The 18575-nt window shown below is 62.3% G+C and carries 17 protein-coding genes and 1 tRNA gene; 4 read left to right on the top strand and 14 right to left on the bottom strand.

Annotated elements, in window-relative coordinates; translation table 11 throughout:
• Nucleotides 1-7: 7 nt before the first annotated feature.
• Nucleotides 8-607, top strand: coding sequence for an HD domain-containing protein (locus V8N38_RS00395; RefSeq protein ID WP_049274352.1), 600 nt, complete (start codon nt 8-10; stop codon nt 605-607).
• Here V8N38_RS00395 and V8N38_RS00390 read toward each other — a convergent pair whose 3' ends face one another.
• The 4 genes from V8N38_RS00390 to V8N38_RS00375 all read right to left on the bottom strand — a co-directional run bounded on the left by V8N38_RS00390 (nt 608) and on the right by V8N38_RS00375 (nt 6429).
• Nucleotides 608-1978, bottom strand: a complete 1371-nt coding sequence (locus V8N38_RS00390) for a carbohydrate porin (protein WP_371935064.1) — start codon at nt 1976-1978, stop codon at nt 608-610.
• Between the two features lie 151 nt (nt 1979-2129).
• Nucleotides 2130-3533: a glycoside hydrolase family 1 protein gene (locus tag V8N38_RS00385; protein ID WP_038875902.1), complete on the bottom strand. Its 1404-nt coding sequence runs from the start codon at nt 3531-3533 to the stop codon at nt 2130-2132.
• 14 nt (nt 3534-3547) lie between these two features.
• The gene (bglF, locus tag V8N38_RS00380) at nt 3548-5410 is read right to left on the bottom strand and encodes a PTS beta-glucoside transporter subunit IIABC (protein ID WP_147840569.1); all 1863 of its coding nucleotides are present in this window, start codon (nt 5408-5410) and stop codon (nt 3548-3550) included.
• 260 nt (nt 5411-5670) lie between these two features.
• Complete coding sequence (locus V8N38_RS00375) at nt 5671-6429, bottom strand: SDR family NAD(P)-dependent oxidoreductase (RefSeq protein WP_147840570.1); 759 nt, start codon at nt 6427-6429, stop codon at nt 5671-5673.
• A 114-nt stretch (nt 6430-6543) separates the two neighbouring features.
• Between V8N38_RS00375 and V8N38_RS00370 the strand changes: the two genes are divergently transcribed.
• The gene (locus V8N38_RS00370; RefSeq protein WP_147840571.1) at nt 6544-7407 is read left to right on the top strand and encodes a LysR family transcriptional regulator; all 864 of its coding nucleotides are present in this window, start codon (nt 6544-6546) and stop codon (nt 7405-7407) included.
• Nucleotides 7408-7500: 93 nt separating this feature from the next.
• Nucleotides 7501-8250 carry an NAD-dependent epimerase/dehydratase family protein gene (locus V8N38_RS00365; protein ID WP_060441230.1) on the top strand — a complete coding sequence of 250 codons (750 nt, stop codon included), beginning with the start codon at nt 7501-7503 and terminating at the stop codon, nt 8248-8250.
• A 52-nt stretch (nt 8251-8302) separates the two neighbouring features.
• On the opposite strand, the gene V8N38_RS00360 is transcribed toward V8N38_RS00365, so the two are convergent.
• The 8 genes from V8N38_RS00360 to V8N38_RS00325 all read right to left on the bottom strand — a co-directional run bounded on the left by V8N38_RS00360 (nt 8303) and on the right by V8N38_RS00325 (nt 15940).
• Nucleotides 8303-8539, bottom strand: a complete 237-nt coding sequence (locus V8N38_RS00360) for a DUF4282 domain-containing protein (protein WP_019452598.1) — start codon at nt 8537-8539, stop codon at nt 8303-8305.
• 192 nt (nt 8540-8731) lie between these two features.
• Nucleotides 8732-9898, bottom strand: coding sequence for an MFS transporter (locus V8N38_RS00355; RefSeq protein WP_039568202.1), 1167 nt, complete (start codon nt 9896-9898; stop codon nt 8732-8734).
• A 176-nt stretch (nt 9899-10074) separates the two neighbouring features.
• Nucleotides 10075-10587 (bottom strand): DUF962 domain-containing protein, encoded by a 513-nt coding sequence (locus tag V8N38_RS00350; protein WP_147840572.1) that lies wholly within the window; start codon nt 10585-10587, stop codon nt 10075-10077.
• A gap of 71 nt (nt 10588-10658) precedes the next feature.
• Nucleotides 10659-11102 (bottom strand): universal stress protein, encoded by a 444-nt coding sequence (locus V8N38_RS00345; RefSeq protein WP_060423462.1) that lies wholly within the window; start codon nt 11100-11102, stop codon nt 10659-10661.
• A 21-nt stretch (nt 11103-11123) separates the two neighbouring features.
• Nucleotides 11124-11897, bottom strand: coding sequence for a siderophore-interacting protein (locus V8N38_RS00340; RefSeq protein WP_060423466.1), 774 nt, complete (start codon nt 11895-11897; stop codon nt 11124-11126).
• Nucleotides 11878-13323, bottom strand: coding sequence for an efflux transporter outer membrane subunit (locus V8N38_RS00335; RefSeq protein WP_060441233.1), 1446 nt, complete (start codon nt 13321-13323; stop codon nt 11878-11880). Before V8N38_RS00335 ends, V8N38_RS00340 begins: the two co-directional genes overlap by 20 nt.
• Entirely contained in the window at nt 13320-14363 is a 1044-nt protein-coding gene (locus V8N38_RS00330; RefSeq protein WP_147840573.1) for an HlyD family secretion protein, read from the bottom strand. Before V8N38_RS00330 ends, V8N38_RS00335 begins: the two co-directional genes overlap by 4 nt.
• Nucleotides 14364-14404: 41 nt before the next feature.
• Nucleotides 14405-15940 carry an MFS transporter gene (locus tag V8N38_RS00325; RefSeq protein WP_147840574.1) on the bottom strand — a complete coding sequence of 512 codons (1536 nt, stop codon included), beginning with the start codon at nt 15938-15940 and terminating at the stop codon, nt 14405-14407.
• A 140-nt stretch (nt 15941-16080) separates the two neighbouring features.
• On the opposite strand from V8N38_RS00325, the gene V8N38_RS00320 reads away from it, so the two are divergent.
• A complete protein-coding gene (locus V8N38_RS00320) occupies nt 16081-16983 on the top strand; it encodes a LysR family transcriptional regulator (RefSeq protein WP_060424403.1) in 903 nt (300 codons plus the stop codon).
• A gap of 20 nt (nt 16984-17003) precedes the next feature.
• Here the strand turns inward: V8N38_RS00320 and V8N38_RS00315 are convergent.
• Nucleotides 17004-17098, bottom strand: a tRNA-Sec gene (locus V8N38_RS00315).
• Nucleotides 17099-17196: 98 nt separating this feature from the next.
• Entirely contained in the window at nt 17197-18540 is a 1344-nt protein-coding gene (locus V8N38_RS00310) for an esterase-like activity of phytase family protein (protein WP_147840575.1), read from the bottom strand.
• Between the last annotated feature and the right edge of the window lie 35 nt (nt 18541-18575).

Genomic DNA, 18575 nt, shown 5'->3' with positions numbered 1-18575 from the left:
AAAGGAAATGACGAACACGCTTGCAGAACGCGCGCGCCGCTACGCCACCAAGGCGCATGCGGCCATCGATCAGCGCCGCAAATACACCGACGATCCGTACATCGTCCACCCGCAGGCGGTGATGGAGCTGGTGCGCAGCGTACCGCACACCGAAGAGATGCTGGCGGCCGCCTGGCTGCATGATACGGTAGAAGACACGCCCACCACCCTCGGCGATATCGACAGCCATTTCGGGCCGAAGGTGGCAGAGCTGGTGCGGATGTTAACCAACGTCAGCCACGCCGAGGACGGCAACCGCTTTGAGCGCAAAAACCGCGATCGGCGCCACAGCGCCGGCGCATCGCCGCAGGCCAAAACCATCAAGCTGGCGGATCTTATCGACAACACCCGCTCGCTGCTGGACTACGACAGCCACTTCGCCCAGACCTACCTGATCGAGAAACAGCGCCTGCTGGAGGTGCTGACCGAAGGCGACCCGACGCTGTGGCGCCAGGCCAGCCATATCGTTGAACAGGGGCTGCTCAGGTTGCAGCAGCCGCCGCACAACGTGCCCGCCAGCTGGTTCGAACACGCCCGCCGGCGCTACCGCGAGAGCGACGCGGCCTGATCAGAAGGTCACCACCGTTTTCAACGCCGTCACCCAGGCGTCCTGCGTCTCGCTGACGCCCGCCGGGTGATGCCAGTACTGCAGGCCCGGCTGCAGCTGCAACCACGGCGTGACGTTAACCCGGTAATACAGCTCCGCCGTCACCGAGTGGCCCGGCACCGGCCGGTAGTTCGGATCGTGATAATCGCTGATGCCGCTCATCTGGTTGAGATAACGCTGATTGTCTTTGTAGCGGTCGCTCAGCTTCACCACCGAGACACCGAACCCCAGCCAGTCGTCCGGCCGCGCATCGAACAGCCCGCGGTAACGGATGCCGGTCGAGGTAGACCAGTGCAGGTAGTTGCTGCGCTGATCTCCCAGCCCCAGGCTGTAAAACACGCTCAGGCCACGGTTGACGTCATCCGCATGGCGCGTCACCTGCTGGTTGAAACCGGTATACAGGAACCAGGTGCGATCGTGGCTGCGATAGCCCTGCGGATCGCTGGCACCCGGCCCACCGGACACCCCTTCATAAAGATCGCTCTGGCGCGCGTTGGTGAACAGCACGCCCAGGTTATACACCCCCGGCAGCTGGTTGACGGCGTGGGTTTTCAGCTCCAGCTCCATCGGCAACAGGAAGCCTTTGCTGCCCTTGGTGGACCAACTCCAGGCGTGGCTGCGGCTGGGGGCGCTCGGGTTCTGCTCCATCACGCCGCCCTTGAGCGTCAGGCCGTCGGTCAGCTTGTATTGCAGCGTGGTGCCCCAGTAATGCACGTTCCAGTTATACCAGGTCAACGAGTTGGCGGACTTGCCGCCGCACAGCGTCAGCGTCTGAAAATCGCAGGGAATGATCTGATCGAAATCCTGCACCTTGTTCATCATGCCGATGCGCCACTGCAGCCGGCGATCGAGGAAGGAACGGCTGAAGGTCAACCAACCCAGCCGGGTAATCGACTGCCCGCCAAAGCTCTCCTGCGACAGATCGGTCAGGCCGACGCGCGGATCCTGCAAGCGATCGCGGGTCAGGTTGTTGTCATGGTTGCGGTTGACGATATTGCCTTCGATCGCCGCGTCCGGAATGCCGGTCAGCGCCTGCAAATCCTGGCTGAAGGTCAACGAGAACTGGTCGATGTACGACGCCTGTTTGTCGTGGTTGTAACCGCCGCCGGCGTTATACGACAGCTGGCTGAGGTAGCCGAGGTTATAGTGGAAGCCGTGATCCTCCAGGATCGGCCTGATCCCCAGCATATCCCCCAACAGCCCGGGCTGTGGCGGCTCAAAGCCGAGCGCTACCCCTTCCCATTTGGCGGTGGGGGCTTCGACGTCCTTGCCGGTTTGCAGCGTTTCCGCCTGCGCCTGGCTACAGAGCAGCGCCAGCGCCGCCAGGGTCATGGAACGAGGTAATAAGCTTTTCATCATTATTATATTTCTCCGCATAACGGCTGACTGCGGGCAACAGCATTCCCTGGGAGAGAATTTCCCATCATGAACAGCAGCGAATAACGTTAGGTTAACGCCCGGCGCTTGCCGCCGGGCTTAGAGGCTAGCGCCGGTCTTTCAGGCTGGCGCCGTTGCTGTGGATCACATCGCGATACCAGTAGAAACTCTTCTTGCGGCGGCGCTCGAGGCTGCCGTTGCCGGCATCGTCCCTGTCGACGTGAATGAAGCCGTAGCGCTTCGACATTTCCGCCTTCGAGGCGCTGACCAGATCGATCGGCCCCCAGCTGGTGTAGCCCATCACCTCGACGCCGTCGTCGATCGCTTCCGCCACCTGCACCAGATGGTCATTAAGGTAGTTGATGCGGTAGTCGTCGTGGATGCTGCCGTCGGCCTCGACGCGATCTTTGGCGCCCAGCCCGTTCTCGACGATGAACAGCGGCTTCTGATAGCGGTCGTACAACACGTTGAGCAGGTAGCGCAGCCCGATCGGGTCGATTTGCCATCCCCACTCCGAGCTGGCCAGGTGCGGGTTCGGCACCATATCGAGAATGTTGCCGCGCGCCGTCTCGTACTGCGCCGGGTCGGCGGTGACGCAGCCGCTCATGTAGTAGCTGAACGAGATGAAATCGATGGTTTCGCGCAGCGTTTGCCGATCTTCCTCGGTGATCGCCACCTGAATGCCGTTTTCACGGAAGAAGCGCTGCATATAGGCCGGGTAATAGCCGCGCGCCTGCACGTCGCCGAAGAACAGCCAGTCGCGGTTTTGCCGCTGGGTTTCCAGCAGATCTTCCGGCTTGCAGCTCAGCGGATACAGAATGCCACCCAGCAGCATGTTGCCGATTTTGCCCTCCGGCACGATCTCGTGGCAGGCCTTCACCGCTCTGGCGCTGGCCACCAGCTGATGGTGGATCGCCTGATAGATGGCGCTTTTGTCGCTCTCCTGCGGCAGGCCGACGCCGGTGAAGGGCGCGTGCAGCGACATGTTGATTTCGTTGAAGGTCAGCCAGTGTTTGACCTTGTGCTTGTAGCGTTCGAACACGGTGCGCGCATAGCGCTCGAAGAAATCGATGGTGCGCCGATCGCCCCAGCCGCCGTAGTGCTTCACCAGGCCGTAAGGCATCTCATAGTGCGACAGCGTGATCAGCGGCTGAATGCCGTACTTCGCCATCTCGTCGAACAGCCGATCGTAAAACGCCAGCCCGGCTTCATTCGGCGTCTCTTCGTCGCCCTGCGGGAAAATGCGCGTCCAGGCGATCGAGGTGCGCAGACACTTAAAGCCCATTTCGGCGAACAGCGCGATGTCCTCCGGATAGCGGTGATAGAAATCGATCGCCACATCCTTGATGCCGCTGTCGCCCGCCGTGCGCGGCGTAATGGCGCCGAAGATGCCCTGCGGCTGCAGATCGGAGGTCGACAGCCCCTTGCCGTCGGCCTGATATGCGCCTTCTACCTGGTTCGCCGCTACCGCGCCGCCCCACAGAAAATGTTGCGGAAACTTGCCGTTCATCGCTTGCTCCTCAATTAGCGTAATAAAGTCAGCAGCGGCGCCTGTTCCTGCACCGGAGACAGGCCGCTGGTCAACACGTCCACGTAGTCATCGCTGTTGCTGATGATGATCGGCGTGGTGGTGTCATAGCCGGCGGCATGGATCGCCGCCTGGTCGAACTCGATCAGCAGATCGCCCGGGGCAACCCGCTCGCCTTCCCGCACGTGGGCGGTGAAATGCGCCCCGTCCAGCTTCACAGTATCGATACCGACGTGGATGAGAATCTCCGCGCCGTCGTCCGATTCGATGCCGATGGCGTGTTTGGTTTTGAACAGCGACGCCACGCTGCCGCTCACCGGCGCCACCACGCGCCCCTGCTGCGGCGCAATCGCCACCCCTTTCCCCAGCAGGCCGCTGGCGAAGGTCGCGTCGTTCACCTGATCCAGCGGCACGATGTCGCCGGCGATCGGGCTGAGGATGGCCTGCTTGCGGTTAAGCGGCGCGGCGGCTTCAGGCTGCGCCGCGTCTTCCGCCGGCGCAACGCCGAACAGGTAGCTGGCCAGCGCGGCAAACACGAACGACAGCAGGGTGCCGCCGATCGCGCCCCATACCGTGGCGTCGATGCCGCCGCCGGGGATGATCTGCGCGAAGGTGAATACGCTCACCAGGCCGAACGAGTAGACCGAGGTATGGAAGTAGCCGATCACCGCACCGCCCAGCGCGCCGCCGATGCAGCCGAAGATGAACGGGCGTTTGTTCGGCAGCGTAACGCCGTACACCGCCGGTTCGGTGATGCCGAAAATCCCGGCGCCGATGGCCGAAGCGGACAGCACCCGCAGCTTGGCATCGCGGGTGCGCAGCATCACGCCCAGTGTGGCGCCGACCTGCCCCATTACCGCCGGCAACAGCAGCGGCACCATGGTGTCGCGCCCCAGCACGCTCAGGTTATTGATCATCAACGGCACCAATCCCCAATGCAGGCCGAAGATCACGCACACCTGCCACATCGCCCCCATAAAGGCGCCGGCGATGATCGGGTTAAAGGCGTAAATGCTCTGATAGCCGTTGGCCAGCAGGTGGCTGAGCCAGGTCGCCGCCGGGCCGATCAGCAGGAAGGTCAACGGCACGGTGATCGCCAGGCACAGCAGCGGCGTGATGAAATTGCGCAGCGCGCTGTGGATCACCCGGTTAAACAGCGGCTCCAGGCGGCAGGACACCCAGGCCGCGAAGATGATCGGGATCACCGACGAACTGTAGTTGATGAAGGTCAGCGGAATGCCGAAGAAGTATTCGCGCACCGCCCCCGGCTGCTGCGCCGCTTCGAACGCCGCCATCATCAGCGGATGTGTCAACGCGCCGCCGATCGCCATGGTGACGAAGGGGTTGCCGCCGAATTTTTTCCCGGCGGTGTAGCCGAGCATGATCGGGAAGAAGTAGAACAGCGAGTCGCTGGCGGCGAACAGCATTTTGAAGGTGCCGCCGCTCTCCAGCAGCCAGCCGCAGGCCAGGCTCAGCGCCAGGAAGCCTTTCAGGATCCCCGAAGCGGCCATCACCCCGAGCAGCGGGGTAAAAATACCGGACACCAGATCGATAAAGCGGCTGAGCAGGTTGTCTTTTTTGCCGCCCGCATCGTCGCTCGGCGCGCCCTCGGCCAACCCGCCAACGCGGTTAACCGCGTCGAACACCTCCGCCACGTGGTTGCCCACCACCACCTGGAACTGGCCGCCGCTCTCCACCACCATGATGACGCCGGGGTTTTTCTTCAGCGCTGCCGCGTTGGCGCGAGTGTCGTCACGCAGCTTGAAACGCAGGCGGGTGGCGCAGTGCACCAGGCTTTTCACATTGTCGCGGCCACCGACGCCGGCCAAAATCTCACTGGCTAATGTGTCATATTTCATACGGTTATCCTTAGACTTCGCGTTCTGCCGCTCCCCTCCCCGCACTGGCCTGGCGCTAAGGCGGAATTCGGCGCAAAAAAAAACCTAAACCTCGCGGCCTCTGCCCCATCGGGGAACAGAAACACGAGGTTTAGGTTTTGCCTGCCGTAGCAGTAACAACCCTAAATCGGTTGAGTTATGACGTTAACACCGCAGATTTTGCCGAGGCAAGCCTTTGCGCCGGCAAATTGCCGAACTGTGATCGCGGGGGCAAAACGGCCTCAATGCGCGAAATAATGCATGCCGCCATCTACCGGGATCACCGCGCCGGTGATATATCGCGCGAGCGGGGAGCAAAGAAACGCCGCCAGATAGGCCATGTCTTCCGGTTCGCCGAAGTAGCCGATCGGGATATGTTGCGCAATGAACGCCTGGCGCGCTTCATCGCAAGCGTATAAGCGCTCACGGATCTGTTCACTGTTGATACGTCCGGGTTGCAGCGTATTGACGGTAATCCCCTGCGCAGCCACGTCGCTGGCCAATCCTTTGGCCCACAGATGCAATGCGCCCTTGGCGGCGCTGGCGGCGCTCAGGCTGCGCGGCTCCATCGATCCGCTGATGTTGATCACCCGGCCCCAGCCTTGCGCCTGCATGGCCGGCAACAGCGCCTGAGTCAATCTGCGGGCCGGCGTGAAGTTCAAAGCGAAAGCGTCATCCCAGCTGCGATCGCTGTCGTTCAGCGTCGTGGGGTGAAACGCACCTACCGCGTTGATCAGGATATCAACTGTCCCCACCTGGCGCAGTGCCTGCGCCGCCAAACGGGCTATCGCCTCAGGGTCGGTCACGTCTGCAACGATCACCTGCGGACGCACCGCCCCTTGCCGTTCCACCTCATCCGCCAAGGCCTGCAGCCGGTCACCGCGTCGTGCGGTGGCCACTACCTTGACACCTTGAGCGGCCAATACCCTGACCATGCCGGCACCGATCCCTTCGCTGGCGCCCGTGACCAATGCCGTGCGTTGCTGCAATTGCAAATCCATAAGAAAACCTAATTGAATAATTCAATTTAAAAGGAAACGTTCACACATTGAATCACGCCGTTATTCGTGTGAATATTCCCGAAAATCGCATCATTAATGTGCAGGAATTCACCGATGTTTGACTGGCAGGATTTAAAACACTTCGTGGCGCTGGCGCGCACCGGTTCGTTGTCGGCGGCAGCGCGGGAGCTGGGTTGCGATCACGCCACCGTCGGGCGACGCGTAGCGGCGCTGGAACAGGCGCTCGGCCTGCGTTTGATCGTGCGCCATCCGCGCAGCACACCGTTGACCCAGGACGGGCAGGCCATCGCCGGGCTGGCGGCGGAGCTCGAGGCGCAAAGCCAGGCTATTGCCCGCCATGCGCGCAGCGCCGGCGCAACGCCCCAGGCCGCCGTGCGCATCAGTGCGCCGCCGTCGATCGCCGCGCATATTCTCGCGCCGCGCATTGCCGCATTTAACCAGGCTTTTCCACAGATCGTCGTCACGCTGTCGGGTGAATCGGCGCTCGCCGAGCTGGATCGCGGCGAAGCCGACATTGCCGTGCGCATGGTGCGCCCGCAGCAACCGGAACTGCTGACGCAGCGCATCGGCATGATGCGCTACGCGCTGTATGCCGCACCGGAGCACGCCGCACTGCCCGACGCGGCGCGCCGCTTTCTCGCCTATGACCATCACTACCAACAGCAGCCGCATCAGCAATGGCTGCAACAGCTGTTGCAGGGGCGTCCGGTGGTCTTTCAGGCCAGCGATCTGTTTTCACTGCAACAAGCGGCGCGTTCAGGGCTGGGTGCCGCCGTTTTGCCGACTTTCGTCGCCGATGGCGATCCGGATCTGGTCCCGTTGCCCACGGCCAATGCCGCGCCAACGCGCGAGCTTTGGCTGGTGACGTATCCCGATTTGGCGCGCACCGCTGCCGTGCGCGCGGTGATGAATTTCCTGGTCGAAACGCTCGGCAAAACGTGCCCATTACCGGCATAAAGCATCAGAATGACTAATATAAATACTGGACAAAAGTCACGCGGGGGATTATTACTGGTCAACACTTAATCGAGAGTAGGGATGGCAGTCATCATGGTGTTGCGTACTGATGTAGGACGGATTCTGATCACCGGCGCCGGCGGCCGGGTAGCCACGGCGTTTCGTCAGGCAATGGGCGATCGCTACGCGCTGCGCCTGGCGGAACGCGACATCAGCCTGCTGAACGATCTGCAACCCGGCGACGAAGTCATCAGCTTCAACATCGCCGATCTCGACGCCTGCCGCGCGGCCTGCACCAATATCGACACCGTGTTGCATCTGGCGGCCGATCCCTCCCCCGACGCCGACTTCTGCGGCTCGTTGATGGACAACAACATTCTCGGCACCTTCAATATCTTCCGCGCGGCGAAAGACGCCGGCTGCCGCCGGGTGGTGTTCGCCAGCAGCGCACAGGCGGTGGAAGGCTATCCGCTCGACTATCAAATCCGCCCGGATGACGCGCCGAAACCGAAGAACCTGTACGGCGCCAGCAAAGCCTTCGGCGAAGGCATCGCCGCCTACTTCGCCCATCAGGAAGGGCTTTCCGCCCTGTCGGTGCGCATCGCCAACTTCACCACCCTCAGCCCGGGCGATCGGCTCAGCGCCCGCGATATGAGCGCGTTTCTCAGCCATCGCGACGCCGCCGATCTGCTGGAGCGCTGCATTCGTGTCGAAGGGGTGCAATATGCGGTGGTGCACGGGGTTTCCAATAACCGCTACACGCGTTTATCGCTGGAAGAGACCCGTCGCCTGTTGGGTTACGCCCCGCAGGACGATGCGTTCAGCCTGCTCGGCTTCGAATAGCCAAGACCGGAGAGGAAAACAACGCCGGGCAATATCCGGCGTTTTGGCATAGTTACGGTTTTTCGGCGATCTTGCGCAGATATTCGTTATTTTTAAACGCAATGATGATCATCTCGAACGCCACGCGCACGAACACGCCGCCGACGATGATGCCGAACAGGCCGCGGAAGAATTCGCCGTAGAACATCATGCCGATGCCGCTGATCAACACGCCCAACAGCGCCAGCCAGTAAACGGCGGTGATGATTTTTGGCGTCAGCATCGCGTCGAAGAAGAAGATATTTCTCATGTGGATCTTTCCTTAGGCAGGTCTTTCATTATCCCAGAGGTGCCGTGCAAGCGGCCACCATGTATATACATGGTTAATGATAGCGGCTAAGAGTTGATGCCGAACAGATAAATGGGGGCGGGAGAGGATAAGCGTTTATGTTTTATGCGGCTAACGGCGTGCGGCGGATAAAAAACCGCCGCACGCTGTCACTTAGCCGTTGGCGTAAACGACTTTTGCCGCGGTGCGGCTGGTGAACAACACCAACAGCAGCGCCAACCCGGCGATAATCGCCCCCATCACCGGCACGAAGCTGTAGCCCAGACCGGCGGAGACCACCGCGCCACCGGCGGCGGCGCCCAGCGCGTTGCCCAGGTTGAAAGCGCCGATGTTGACCGAAGACGACAGCCCCGGCGCTTCGCTGGCCACGCGCATCACGCGCATCTGCAGCGGCGGCACCACGGCAAAGGTCGCCGCGCCCCAAATCACCATGCTCACCGCAGCGCCGATGTCACTGCGCGCCAGCAGCGGGATCAGCAGCATGATGGCCACCAACAGCAGCAGGAAGCCCTTCAGCGTCGCGCTCTCGGAACGGTCGGCGAACTTGCCGCCGAGGTAGTTGCCGATCGAGAAACCGACGCCGATCAGCACCAGCATGACCGTCACGAACAGCGGCGTCGCCTCGGTGATGTGCTGCAATACCGGCGAAATGTAGGTATAGAGCGTGAACATCGCGCCCGCCCCCAGCACGGTCGTCAGCAGCGCGGTCAGCACCTGCGGCCGCACCAGCACCGACAGCTCGCGTTTCACGTCAGGGCGCGCGCCGGCGCTGCCTTTCGGCAACGAGAACCACAGCCCCAGCATGGCGATCACGCCCAGCCCGGCCGTCGCCAGGAACGACATGCGCCAGCCGATGGTTTCACCCAGCCAGGTCGCGGCGGGCACCCCGCCGATATTGGCGATGGTCAGCCCCATAAACATGGTCGCCACGGCGCTGGCCTGTTTCTCTTTCGGCACCACGCTGGCGGCCACCACCGATCCGAGGCCAAAGAAGGCGCCGTGGTTCAGGCTGGTGATGATGCGCGACAGCATCAGGGTGGTGTAATCCGGCGCGATGGCCGACAGCACGTTGCCCAGGGTAAAGATCGCCATCAGGAAAATCAGCGCGCTTCTGCGCGCCCGGTGCGACAGCAGCAGCGTCATCAGCGGCGCGCCGACCATCACGCCGACGGCGTAGGCGCTGATCAACATGCCGGCCATCGGAATGGAGACGTCCACCCCTTTGGCGATGGTCGGCAGCAAGCCCATGGGAGAGAATTCGGTGGTGCCGATGCCGAACGCCCCCACCGCCAGCGCTAACAAGGGATAATTCACTTTCATGCAACAACTCCGGTTTACCGCTGCCGAAGCGCGGGAACAGTTAAGATGCCGAAAGTATGACATTGATCACAACAAAGATAAGCAGGCGGGAGGCTAAAAGACTTTTGCAAATTTGTTAAAAGTGCAGCGGGAGGGGGCGGACATCAGCGTCCGTCACTGTAGGAATCAAGCCCACCTCATGCCCTCCCACTGCGCACTTTGCCCGATCGCATTTCGATGTTCCGCTGCAGTTCGCGCAGCCCGCCGGCCAGGAAGCAGGCTTCCGCCAGTACGAACAGCGGGCCGATGATCAGGCCCGTCACGTCGTCCATAAACGCCGGTTTTCTCCCCTCCCAGAAATGCCCGACAAACTGAAACAGCCAGCCGATGACGAAGCCGCCGATACCGACGCTCAACCACGCCGCCGTCGACAGCGACGCCACCCAGGCGCCGAACACGAGGCACACCAGCAACAACGCCAGCATCATGGCGCCAAGGCGCAGATTTAGCCGCAGGTAATAGAAGGCCGCGACGAGCACCACCGCGCAGGCCGGCGAAAACGGCAGCCATCCCGCGTCCCACGCCGGCCGGGAGAGCAGCGCCAGCAGGCTGACGACGATCAGCGGGATGCCGATAAAATGCGTGGCAATATTGCGCGCATCGCGGTGATAGGCGGCATAAGCGGCAAGTTGATCTTCCAGACTTCGCATGTTGACCTCCGGTATGTACGGCCTTCGTCGCCGAACGCGCGCCGCCGCATGCGGCTGCCCTTACCCATAGCTTAGCGCGGGATCACCAAGACCGGTTGGCCAATCTCATCCAGCAGGCCGCGCGTGACGGAGGCGTTCAGCCAGCGCCCCAACGAAGACAGGTGGCGGTGCGAGATGATCAGCAAATCGCAGTTGAACAAAGCCATCTGGTCCGGGATCACCTCGATGGGCGCCCCCGCAGCCAGCAGGCCCTGGGCGTTGAAGCCCATCTGTTTCAACGCCCGCGTCACCTGCCCGACCTGCTTTTCCGCCAGCGCCTCTTCGCGCTGGGCGGCGGGATATTCTTCGCGCTCGTCGCTGTCGAAGCGCAGGCCGCTGCGGCTGAGCGTGAAGGCATTGTCTACCACCGTCAGTACGATCACGCCGCCGATGCTGCCTTGCAGACGCGCCATAAAATCCAGCGCGTTGCCGCTGTGTTCAAAGCAGTCCACCGCCAATAACACTCTCTCAATCATAACCATCCTCATTCGCCCGAGTTACATCGCGCCCTTGAAATTAGCTTCGCCCTTTTTCCAATAACCTTTGGCAAACAAGGCGGCGCGGGAGATGCCCATTTCGTTGATAAAACGCGCCTTCAGATACGCGGCGACCTGGTGTTCGCAGGCCAGCCACACCTGCCCTTCCCCGGCCGGCAGTTCGCAGTGGCTGACGGCCTGCACCAGCGGGCTGTTCATCACGCTGTCGAAATGCCGGGTGCGTATTTGCCAGCTGTTCATCTGCAAAAAGGAGCAATCGACATCCTGAATCTCCTGCGCATCGCCCACTTCGGCGAACCACAGCACCGGCAGCGGGGTAGACAGCGAGGCGAGGATAGTGCGCATGGCGGGCAGCGCGGTCTCATCGCCCAGCAACAGTAGCCAGCGAGTTTGCGGCAACAGCCGGAAGCCGCCGGAGCAAGGGCCGGCGAACCCCAGCTTGTCGCCCGGCATCGCGTCGCGCGCCCAGTTCGACGCTGGGCCTTCGCCGTGCAGCACCATATCGATATCGAAGGTGCGGGCGAGTTTGTCGATGCCGCTCAGGGTATAGGCCCGCCCGGCCAGCGTGTCGCGCCACGGGAAGAACACCTTGATCCAACTGGCCGGCTCCTGCGCGCGCGGGTCGGCGATAAACTTATCCACATCGTCGCCGCTCAACGTGATGCGGCGGATCCGGGCGGTGACTTGCCGCACGGCGCTCACCCTGGCCTCGCGTTTACGGCGGGTATCCCTTTCCAGCATCTCGTCGACAATCTTATTCAGCGTGTTGTGCATCAGCCTTCTCCTGTGGCGCCGCAGACGGGTAGGTGTGTTCCCAGCCGCCGCCCAGCGCTCGATAGATATTCACCACGGCGATCGCCGTCTCCTCCTGTGAAACAATTTGCGCGGACTGCAGATCCAGCAGCGCGCGCTGCGTGCTCAGAACGTGGATAAAATCGCTGGCGCCGTTCAAATAGCTGTCGCGCGCCAGCGCAAACGCGTGTCGGTTGGCGGCCAGCGCCTCGGCCAGGTGCGTCTGGCGGCGCTGCTGGGCGCGGTAACCGGAAAGCGCGTCGTCGATCTCATGCCAAGCGCGCAGCACCGTTTGCTGGTAGGCGATGGCCATTTCCTGCTGCCGGTATTCGCTCAGGCGCACCCGCTGGGTGATTTTCCCCCCGTCGAACAGCGGCAGATACAGGGTGGGGCCGATGGCGAAGGTATGCGTGGACCAGCTGCCCATATCCGCCAGCGCCAATGCCTGGTAGCCCGCGTTGCCGGTCAGCGTGATGCGCGGATAGTAGTCGGCGGTGGCGACGCCAATCTCGGCGGTCGCCTGATGCAAACGCTCCGCCGCTTCGCGAATATCCGGCCGGCGCAGTGCCAGATCCGACGGCACGCCCATCGGCACCGCGCGCACCAGCGCCGGCAGCGGCCCCGTCGGCGACAACATCGCTTTCAGCGCGCCCGGCCGCTCGCCCAACAGCAGGCTGATGGCGTTGATCAAGCGTTCCTGTCGATCGAACAGCGTCGGCAGCAGGGCATCTACCTGCGCCAACTGCACCTGCGCCTGATCGATATCCAGTTCGTTGCCCGCGCCGCTTTGATAACGGCTTTGCGTCAGCTGCAGCGTGCGCAGCGCCGTGGCGCGGTTTTCCTGCGCCACCGCCAGCTGCTGCTGCGTGGCGCGCAGACGCAGATAGTCGCTCGCCACCTCCGCCGTCACCGACGTCAGCAGCGCGCGCCGATTCTCCTGCGAAGCGGCGAAGCCGGCGCGCGCGCTTTCCGATGCGCGACGCAGCTTGCCCCACATGTCCAACTCCCAGGTGGCGCTGAATCCGCCGCGCCAGAGGTTATAATCCGCCTCTCCGCCGTTGCCGGACGGATCCATGCTGCCCACCGAGGTGGCGCGCTGGCGCTGATAGGCGCCGTCCAGGCTCAGATCCGGCATCAGCGCCGCCTCGGTCACGCCCAGCAGTGCGCGGCTTTGCTGCATGCGCGCCGTGGCGAGCTGCAGATCCAGGTTGCCGGCCGCCGCGCGCTGCACCAGTTGCGTCAGCGACGCATCGTTGAATATCGACCACCAGGCCACCGGCAGCGCCCCGCCGCCGGCCTGCTGACCCCAGCTCTCGGGCAGCGCGTTTTGCGGCCGAGCGTAGTCCGGCCCTACCGCCTGGCAGCCGCTCAGCGCAATCAACAGCAGCGGGATCACGGCCCTGTTCATTGCACGCCTCCGTCCAGCGTATTGATGCTGACGTCCGCGGACATGCCGACGCGCAGGGCGCTCAGCAAGGCGGCATGCTCTTTATTGATATCAAACACAATCTTCACCGGGATGCGCTGAACGATCTTGGTGAAGTTGCCGGTGGCGTTCTCCGGCGCCACGGCCGCGAAGCTGACGCCGGAAGCCGGCGCAATGCTGTCCACCTGCCCTTTCAGCGTTTGGCCGGGAAAGGTATCGATATGGATGTCTACCGACTGCCCGTGCGCAATTTTTTCCAGCTGGGTTTCCTGGTAGTTGGCGATGATGTACAGCTTGTCCTGCGGCACGATGGCCAGCAGCGCATCGCCCGGTTTGACGAACTCCCCGACCCGCAGGCTTTTCTTGCCGACCACGCCGCCGATCGGCGCGGTGATGCGGGTATAAGACAGGTTCAGTTCAGCCATCGCTTTCTTCGCCTGCGCCAACATCAGCTCGGCATCGCTGTCCGCCAGCTTGGCTTGTAGCACCTGCTCCATGTTTCGCGCCGCTTTGAGCGTCGCCTCCGCCTGCGCCACATTGGCGGAAAGCGTGTGCACCCGCGTTGTCGCCTGCTGCGCCGCCTGCTGCGAACCCGCGCCGCTGCTGGCCATTCTCTGGTAGCGGTTCTGCTCCTGGCGTGCAAACGCCAGCTCCGCCTGCGCCGCCTGCCGCTCCGCCAGCGCGGCGGCGATCAGCGCGCTCTGGCGGGTGAGGTTAGCCCTGGCGTCGTCCTGCCGGGCGCGGGCCGATTGCTCCTGCGCCGTCGCCTGCGCTAGGGCAACGTTGAATTCACGCGGGTCGATCACCGCCAGCAACTCCCCCTGTTTGACCCACTGATTGTCCCTGACCAACACCTGCGCAATTTCACCGGCAATCTGCGGAGAAATACGCGAGATATCGGCGCGAATATATGCGTCGTTGGTATTCTGCTGTGTCTCTTTAATAAAAAACTTATTGATTAATAATCCCAGCGTAATGACGGTAACCGCCAATACGGCGACGGCGACTTTCTTGTTAGCCATAAAAGTGACTCCACTTAATATTTATTTCTGATGATAAAATGTCAGGCGGCGACCGAACGCGGCGGATAAATACGGGTCGGCATAAATAAAATCAGCGCGGTCAGTAATAACGCCAGGCCGGCAACCAACAGATAAAGATCGGCGCTGGCCAGCACGTGGCCCTGCCGGGCGGCAAGCTGCGCCAACTGCTCCGCCGACCCCGATGCGCGGCTGTAGGCCGAGCCAAAACCGTCGGCGATCGTGCCGGCGTGATAGTCCCCGCGCTGCCGGCTGAGCAGCGCGATGGCGCCGCCGGCTGCGGTGGCGGCGAAACCCTTCACCGCGTTGAACCAGGCCGCCGCAAACGGCCCGTCGGTCGGCAACAGCCCACCGGTCGCCTGCATCAGCAACGGGATGATCGCCATCGGTTGAGCGACCGCCTGCAACAGCGCGATAACGCGAAACGTGTCGCCGTTCCATTCCGGCGTCAGCTGGGCAGCCAGCACGCAGGCGGTGGCCATCAACAGCAGGCTGATCGCCAGCACCCAGCGGCAATCCACCCGCGGCGTATTGCAAATTATGGCGACGATCGGCAGCGTAATTAATTGCGGCAATGCGACCCACAGCATTAAGTCGGAAGTTTGTTCCTGACGATAGCCCTGAATCGCGGATAAATATCCCGACGTGATATTAACCAGCGACACCATAATTAACAGCACGCCACCCAGCGTAATTAAGGAGAAAGACAAATTCCTTTTGCTTAATAGCTGTAAATTAAAAAAGGGCAGCGGGTGGTACCATTCGTTAATCAGAAATAACGCCAATAATCCGCCGCCACCCAATAATAAAACGTAGATCAGCGGCGAGTTCAGCCAGTCGAGGCGCTCCCCCTGTGAAATGCCCACCGTCAGCATGCCGAGCGCCACGCCGCCGAGCAGCAGGCCGCGCCAGTTGAACTGCCGCAGGCGCTCCAGCCGCAGCGGATCCTGTGGCAGACCGTAGCCGATGCACAAGGCGGCGATCGCCATCAGCGGCAGGTTCCAGTAGAAGTACCCGCTCCAGCCCCAGTGGAAGGCGAAGGCGGCGGCGGTGGCACCCAGCGTGGCGCTCCAGGCCGAGACCCAGCCGTAGGCACCCAGCCCCAGCACCTTGATCAGCGGCGGCATAAAACGCAGCACCACCGTCATCAGCATCGGCGGCAACGCGCCGCCGGCGAAGCCCTGCAGGCTGCGCACCGCCAGCAGCACGCCATACTGTTCTCCCAGCCAGGGCGTCAGCAGCCCACCGGCCAGGTAAATGCCGCACATCGTCAACGCCACCCGGCGCAGCGAAAAGGTCGGCCAAAAACAGGGCGTGAACCCGGAACCGATCACAAAGCCGGTGACGTAACAGGTGGTCAGCCAACTGCCGGCATCGAAGCTCAGCAGCATGCCGCCCTGTATATCCGCCAGCGCGAACTTGCTGGCGTTTTCCCCCACGCCGCTGGCCATCACCGCCAAAAACACGCCGAACAGCCCCAGCCAGGTGCGGCCGTTGATTTCGCCGGCGCTGGCGAGCCATCGATTTTTGTGGTGCGGCGTAACAGACACCTCAACCATTCCCCACTCCTGCTGTTTCAGCCTCAATCTTTGTTGTCGTGGGCAGTATCCGGGCTTATTTCGATTGTTTAAAATGAAATGATGTAATTAACTAGTTGCACAAAACGCAATCCATTGAGCGCACCACCACCGGAGAGGCCATGCCGCAAAAAATTGATTTCAACCTGATCTATGCGCTGAATCTGCTGCTGGAAGAAGGCAGCGTGAGCGGCGCCGCCGAGAAGATGAATCTGAGCGCCCCGGCGATGAGCCGCATTCTGGGGCGCATCCGCCGGCAGTTCGACGATCCGATCATGGTCAGGGCCGGCAAGCATCTGGTGCCGACGCCGCGCGCGCTGGAGTTGAAACGCCAGCTCGGCGAGATCATCGAGCAGGCCGCCGCGCTGATCGCGCCGAGTGAATCCTTCGAGCCCGGCAAGCTGACCCGAACCTTCACCATTCGCGCCAACGACATTTTTATCGGCGCGCTGGCGGGCGGCTTGCTGGAGACGCTGCGGGACATGGCGCCGTTAAGCGGCCTGAAGTTTATCGCCGAAAGCGACGGCGAAGATGACGCGCTGCGCAGCGGCAAGGTGGATCTGGTGATCGGTTCCTCACGCGACTGGCACCCGGAAATCAAGACGCAGAGCCTGTTCACCAGCACCTTTCAGGCGCTAGTGCGCCCTGGTCACCCGATCATCGGCCAGGTAACGCCCGAAACCCTGACCCATTACCCGCATATCAGCGTTTCTCGCCGCGGGCGCACGCAGGGGCCGATCGACGATGCGCTGCGCGATCTCGGCCTGCAGCGCAACGTCGCTCTGACCCTGCCGGGCTTCCATTCGGCGATGATGCTGACCATGAAATCGGACTTCATCCTGCCGCTGCCGCGCCACGTGCTGCAGGGGGTGAGCAACATCCACCTGCCATTGGCGGAGATCGAGCTGCCGCTCGAGCTGGAGTCGGTGTTTATCGTGCAGGCCTGGCATCCGCGCCTGGATCGCGATCCGGCGCACCGCTGGCTGCGGCAGACCATCAAGCAGTTCTTTTTGCAGAGGGAGTAAGGGGGTTATTGGCGATAAGGTGGCGGAAGATCACAGGAGTCGAACCTGCCCAGGACCGCTGGCGGCCCCAACCGGATTTGAAGTCCGGCCGCCCCACCGGGGACGAGGATCTTCCTTGGAGAAGAGGGAAGCAAGGCGCTGATTATAGCGCAGTTTGTTCGCTGCGCTAAGCAGGAAATGGCGGCCGCCGGCGATTCGGCGGCCGGGGGGGAGCTACTTCAGAAAATCCTTCACGTCCAGCAGGATGAATTCGTTGTCATCCGCCATATTGGGCTGGCGGCTGGAGGAGAACGGGAAGTTGTTGTCGTTGCCGACGATGATGTGGTTGGCGTCCACCACGTCCACGTTCTCGATGGTGAAGAACGGGAAGGTCAGCACGCCGTCGTTCAGCGGCTTGCGCGCCAGCTTGTTCGGATCCTGAATGTTCATCAGGTCGATATAGCCCAGTTTCTCGACCGGTTTGCCAACGTTGGCGTCCGAGAAAGCGATTTTATACACCCGCTTGAACTTGGCCACCTGGCTGAAGCAGTTGTCGGTCGGCGCACCGGCGGCGCAGGCTTTATCCGGCGTGCCTTCGCCGTTGTCGCGCTCGATCACCAACCCGTGGGTGGCGTCGATCATGTTGAAGTCGCCGATGGCATTCTGGTTGTCTTCCAGCACGTACTGCCAGCTGCGACCGGTCCAGGCCTGCTGTTTCACGTCGAACTCCAGCACCCGCAGATAGCGTTTGCCGCCGACGTTCTCGAACTGCTCGCCGTCCCACAGCGCCCCTTCCAGCAGCGGGTACAGCTTGCTGCCGTCCGGCGAGGCGGCCATGCCTTCAAAGCCTTTGGAGCGTGCCACCTGGAAGTTCTGCTTGCCGTCCGGCGCGCCCGGCAGGGTCAGCGTCGGGTTGTCCGGCGATTTCACTACCTTGCCGTCCACCAGGGTGTCGAACACCGCCAGCACTTTGCCGTTCAGGTCGGCCTTGATCAGGTAAGGGCCGAATTCTTCGCCGATCCACAAGGCATCGTCGGCAAACTGGAAGCTTTCCGGATCGAAATCGCTGCCGGTCAGATAGCGCTTCTCGGTGCTCTCATTGATGATATGGAACGGCACCTTTTTATCCGGATCGTGCAGGAACACCGTCTTCAGCGGCGCAACCGTGCCGTCTTTGAAATCGATCTTGTAGTGGTTGAGGTACAGCATGGCGTCCGGGGAGTTGGCTTTGCTGCCGAAGCCGTTGTCGGTCAGCACCCAGTAGGTGCCGTCGGGCATGTGCTTGATGCCGGAGTGGCCCTGCAGCGGTTGGCCGTCGATCGGCAGGCCGATGCCGGTCAGGCGATCGGCGGATTTGCCCGCCACGCTGCCCAACTCGGTGACGCGTTTGCCGCTGGTGTATTTGCCGCTCTGCTGCAAATCGCTCGGCGCATCCTTCGGTGTGGAAACGGCGGATTTCACCGGCAGCAGCGCATGCCCCGCCAGCGTCGCCTGCACCGGCTGCGCCTCGGCCCACAGGTTGGCGCTCAGCGCCATGCAGCCGACCAGCAGCGCCAGCCGGGTTTTGGTGTTGTGCATGTCATTGTTCCTTTTCGTTGTTATCGCCCAGAAGT

Source organism: Serratia nevei (genome assembly GCF_037948395.1).
In the GTDB taxonomy this organism is placed as follows: Bacteria; Pseudomonadota; Gammaproteobacteria; order Enterobacterales; family Enterobacteriaceae; genus Serratia; species Serratia nevei.
The sequence above is the reverse complement of the archived record's forward strand: the minus strand, read 5'-3'. Positions and strand labels throughout refer to the sequence as shown.

Coding starts and splice junctions, on each gene's coding strand:
- V8N38_RS00340 (WP_060423466.1), bottom strand. CDS start 11,897: ATGCACAACACGCTGAATAAGATTGTCGACGAGATGCTGGAAAGGGAT.
- V8N38_RS00390 (WP_371935064.1), bottom strand. CDS start 1,978: ATGACCCTGGCGGCGCTGGCGCTGCTCTGTAGCCAGGCGCAGGCGGAA.
- V8N38_RS00355 (WP_039568202.1), bottom strand. CDS start 9,898: ATGAAAGTGAATTATCCCTTGTTAGCGCTGGCGGTGGGGGCGTTCGGC.
- V8N38_RS00360 (WP_019452598.1), bottom strand. CDS start 8,539: ATGAGAAATATCTTCTTCTTCGACGCGATGCTGACGCCAAAAATCATC.
- V8N38_RS00395 (WP_049274352.1), top strand. CDS start 8: ATGACGAACACGCTTGCAGAACGCGCGCGCCGCTACGCCACCAAGGCG.
- V8N38_RS00385 (WP_038875902.1), bottom strand. CDS start 3,533: ATGAACGGCAAGTTTCCGCAACATTTTCTGTGGGGCGGCGCGGTAGCG.
- V8N38_RS00345 (WP_060423462.1), bottom strand. CDS start 11,102: ATGATTGAGAGAGTGTTATTGGCGGTGGACTGCTTTGAACACAGCGGC.
- V8N38_RS00330 (WP_147840573.1), bottom strand. CDS start 14,363: ATGGCTAACAAGAAAGTCGCCGTCGCCGTATTGGCGGTTACCGTCATT.
- V8N38_RS00370 (WP_147840571.1), top strand. CDS start 6,544: ATGTTTGACTGGCAGGATTTAAAACACTTCGTGGCGCTGGCGCGCACC.
- V8N38_RS00350 (WP_147840572.1), bottom strand. CDS start 10,587: ATGCGAAGTCTGGAAGATCAACTTGCCGCTTATGCCGCCTATCACCGC.
- V8N38_RS00320 (WP_060424403.1), top strand. CDS start 16,081: ATGCCGCAAAAAATTGATTTCAACCTGATCTATGCGCTGAATCTGCTG.
- bglF (WP_147840569.1), bottom strand. CDS start 5,410: ATGAAATATGACACATTAGCCAGTGAGATTTTGGCCGGCGTCGGTGGC.
- V8N38_RS00375 (WP_147840570.1), bottom strand. CDS start 6,429: ATGGATTTGCAATTGCAGCAACGCACGGCATTGGTCACGGGCGCCAGC.
- V8N38_RS00335 (WP_060441233.1), bottom strand. CDS start 13,323: ATGAACAGGGCCGTGATCCCGCTGCTGTTGATTGCGCTGAGCGGCTGC.
- V8N38_RS00365 (WP_060441230.1), top strand. CDS start 7,501: ATGGTGTTGCGTACTGATGTAGGACGGATTCTGATCACCGGCGCCGGC.
- V8N38_RS00310 (WP_147840575.1), bottom strand. CDS start 18,540: ATGCACAACACCAAAACCCGGCTGGCGCTGCTGGTCGGCTGCATGGCG.
- V8N38_RS00325 (WP_147840574.1), bottom strand. CDS start 15,940: ATGGTTGAGGTGTCTGTTACGCCGCACCACAAAAATCGATGGCTCGCC.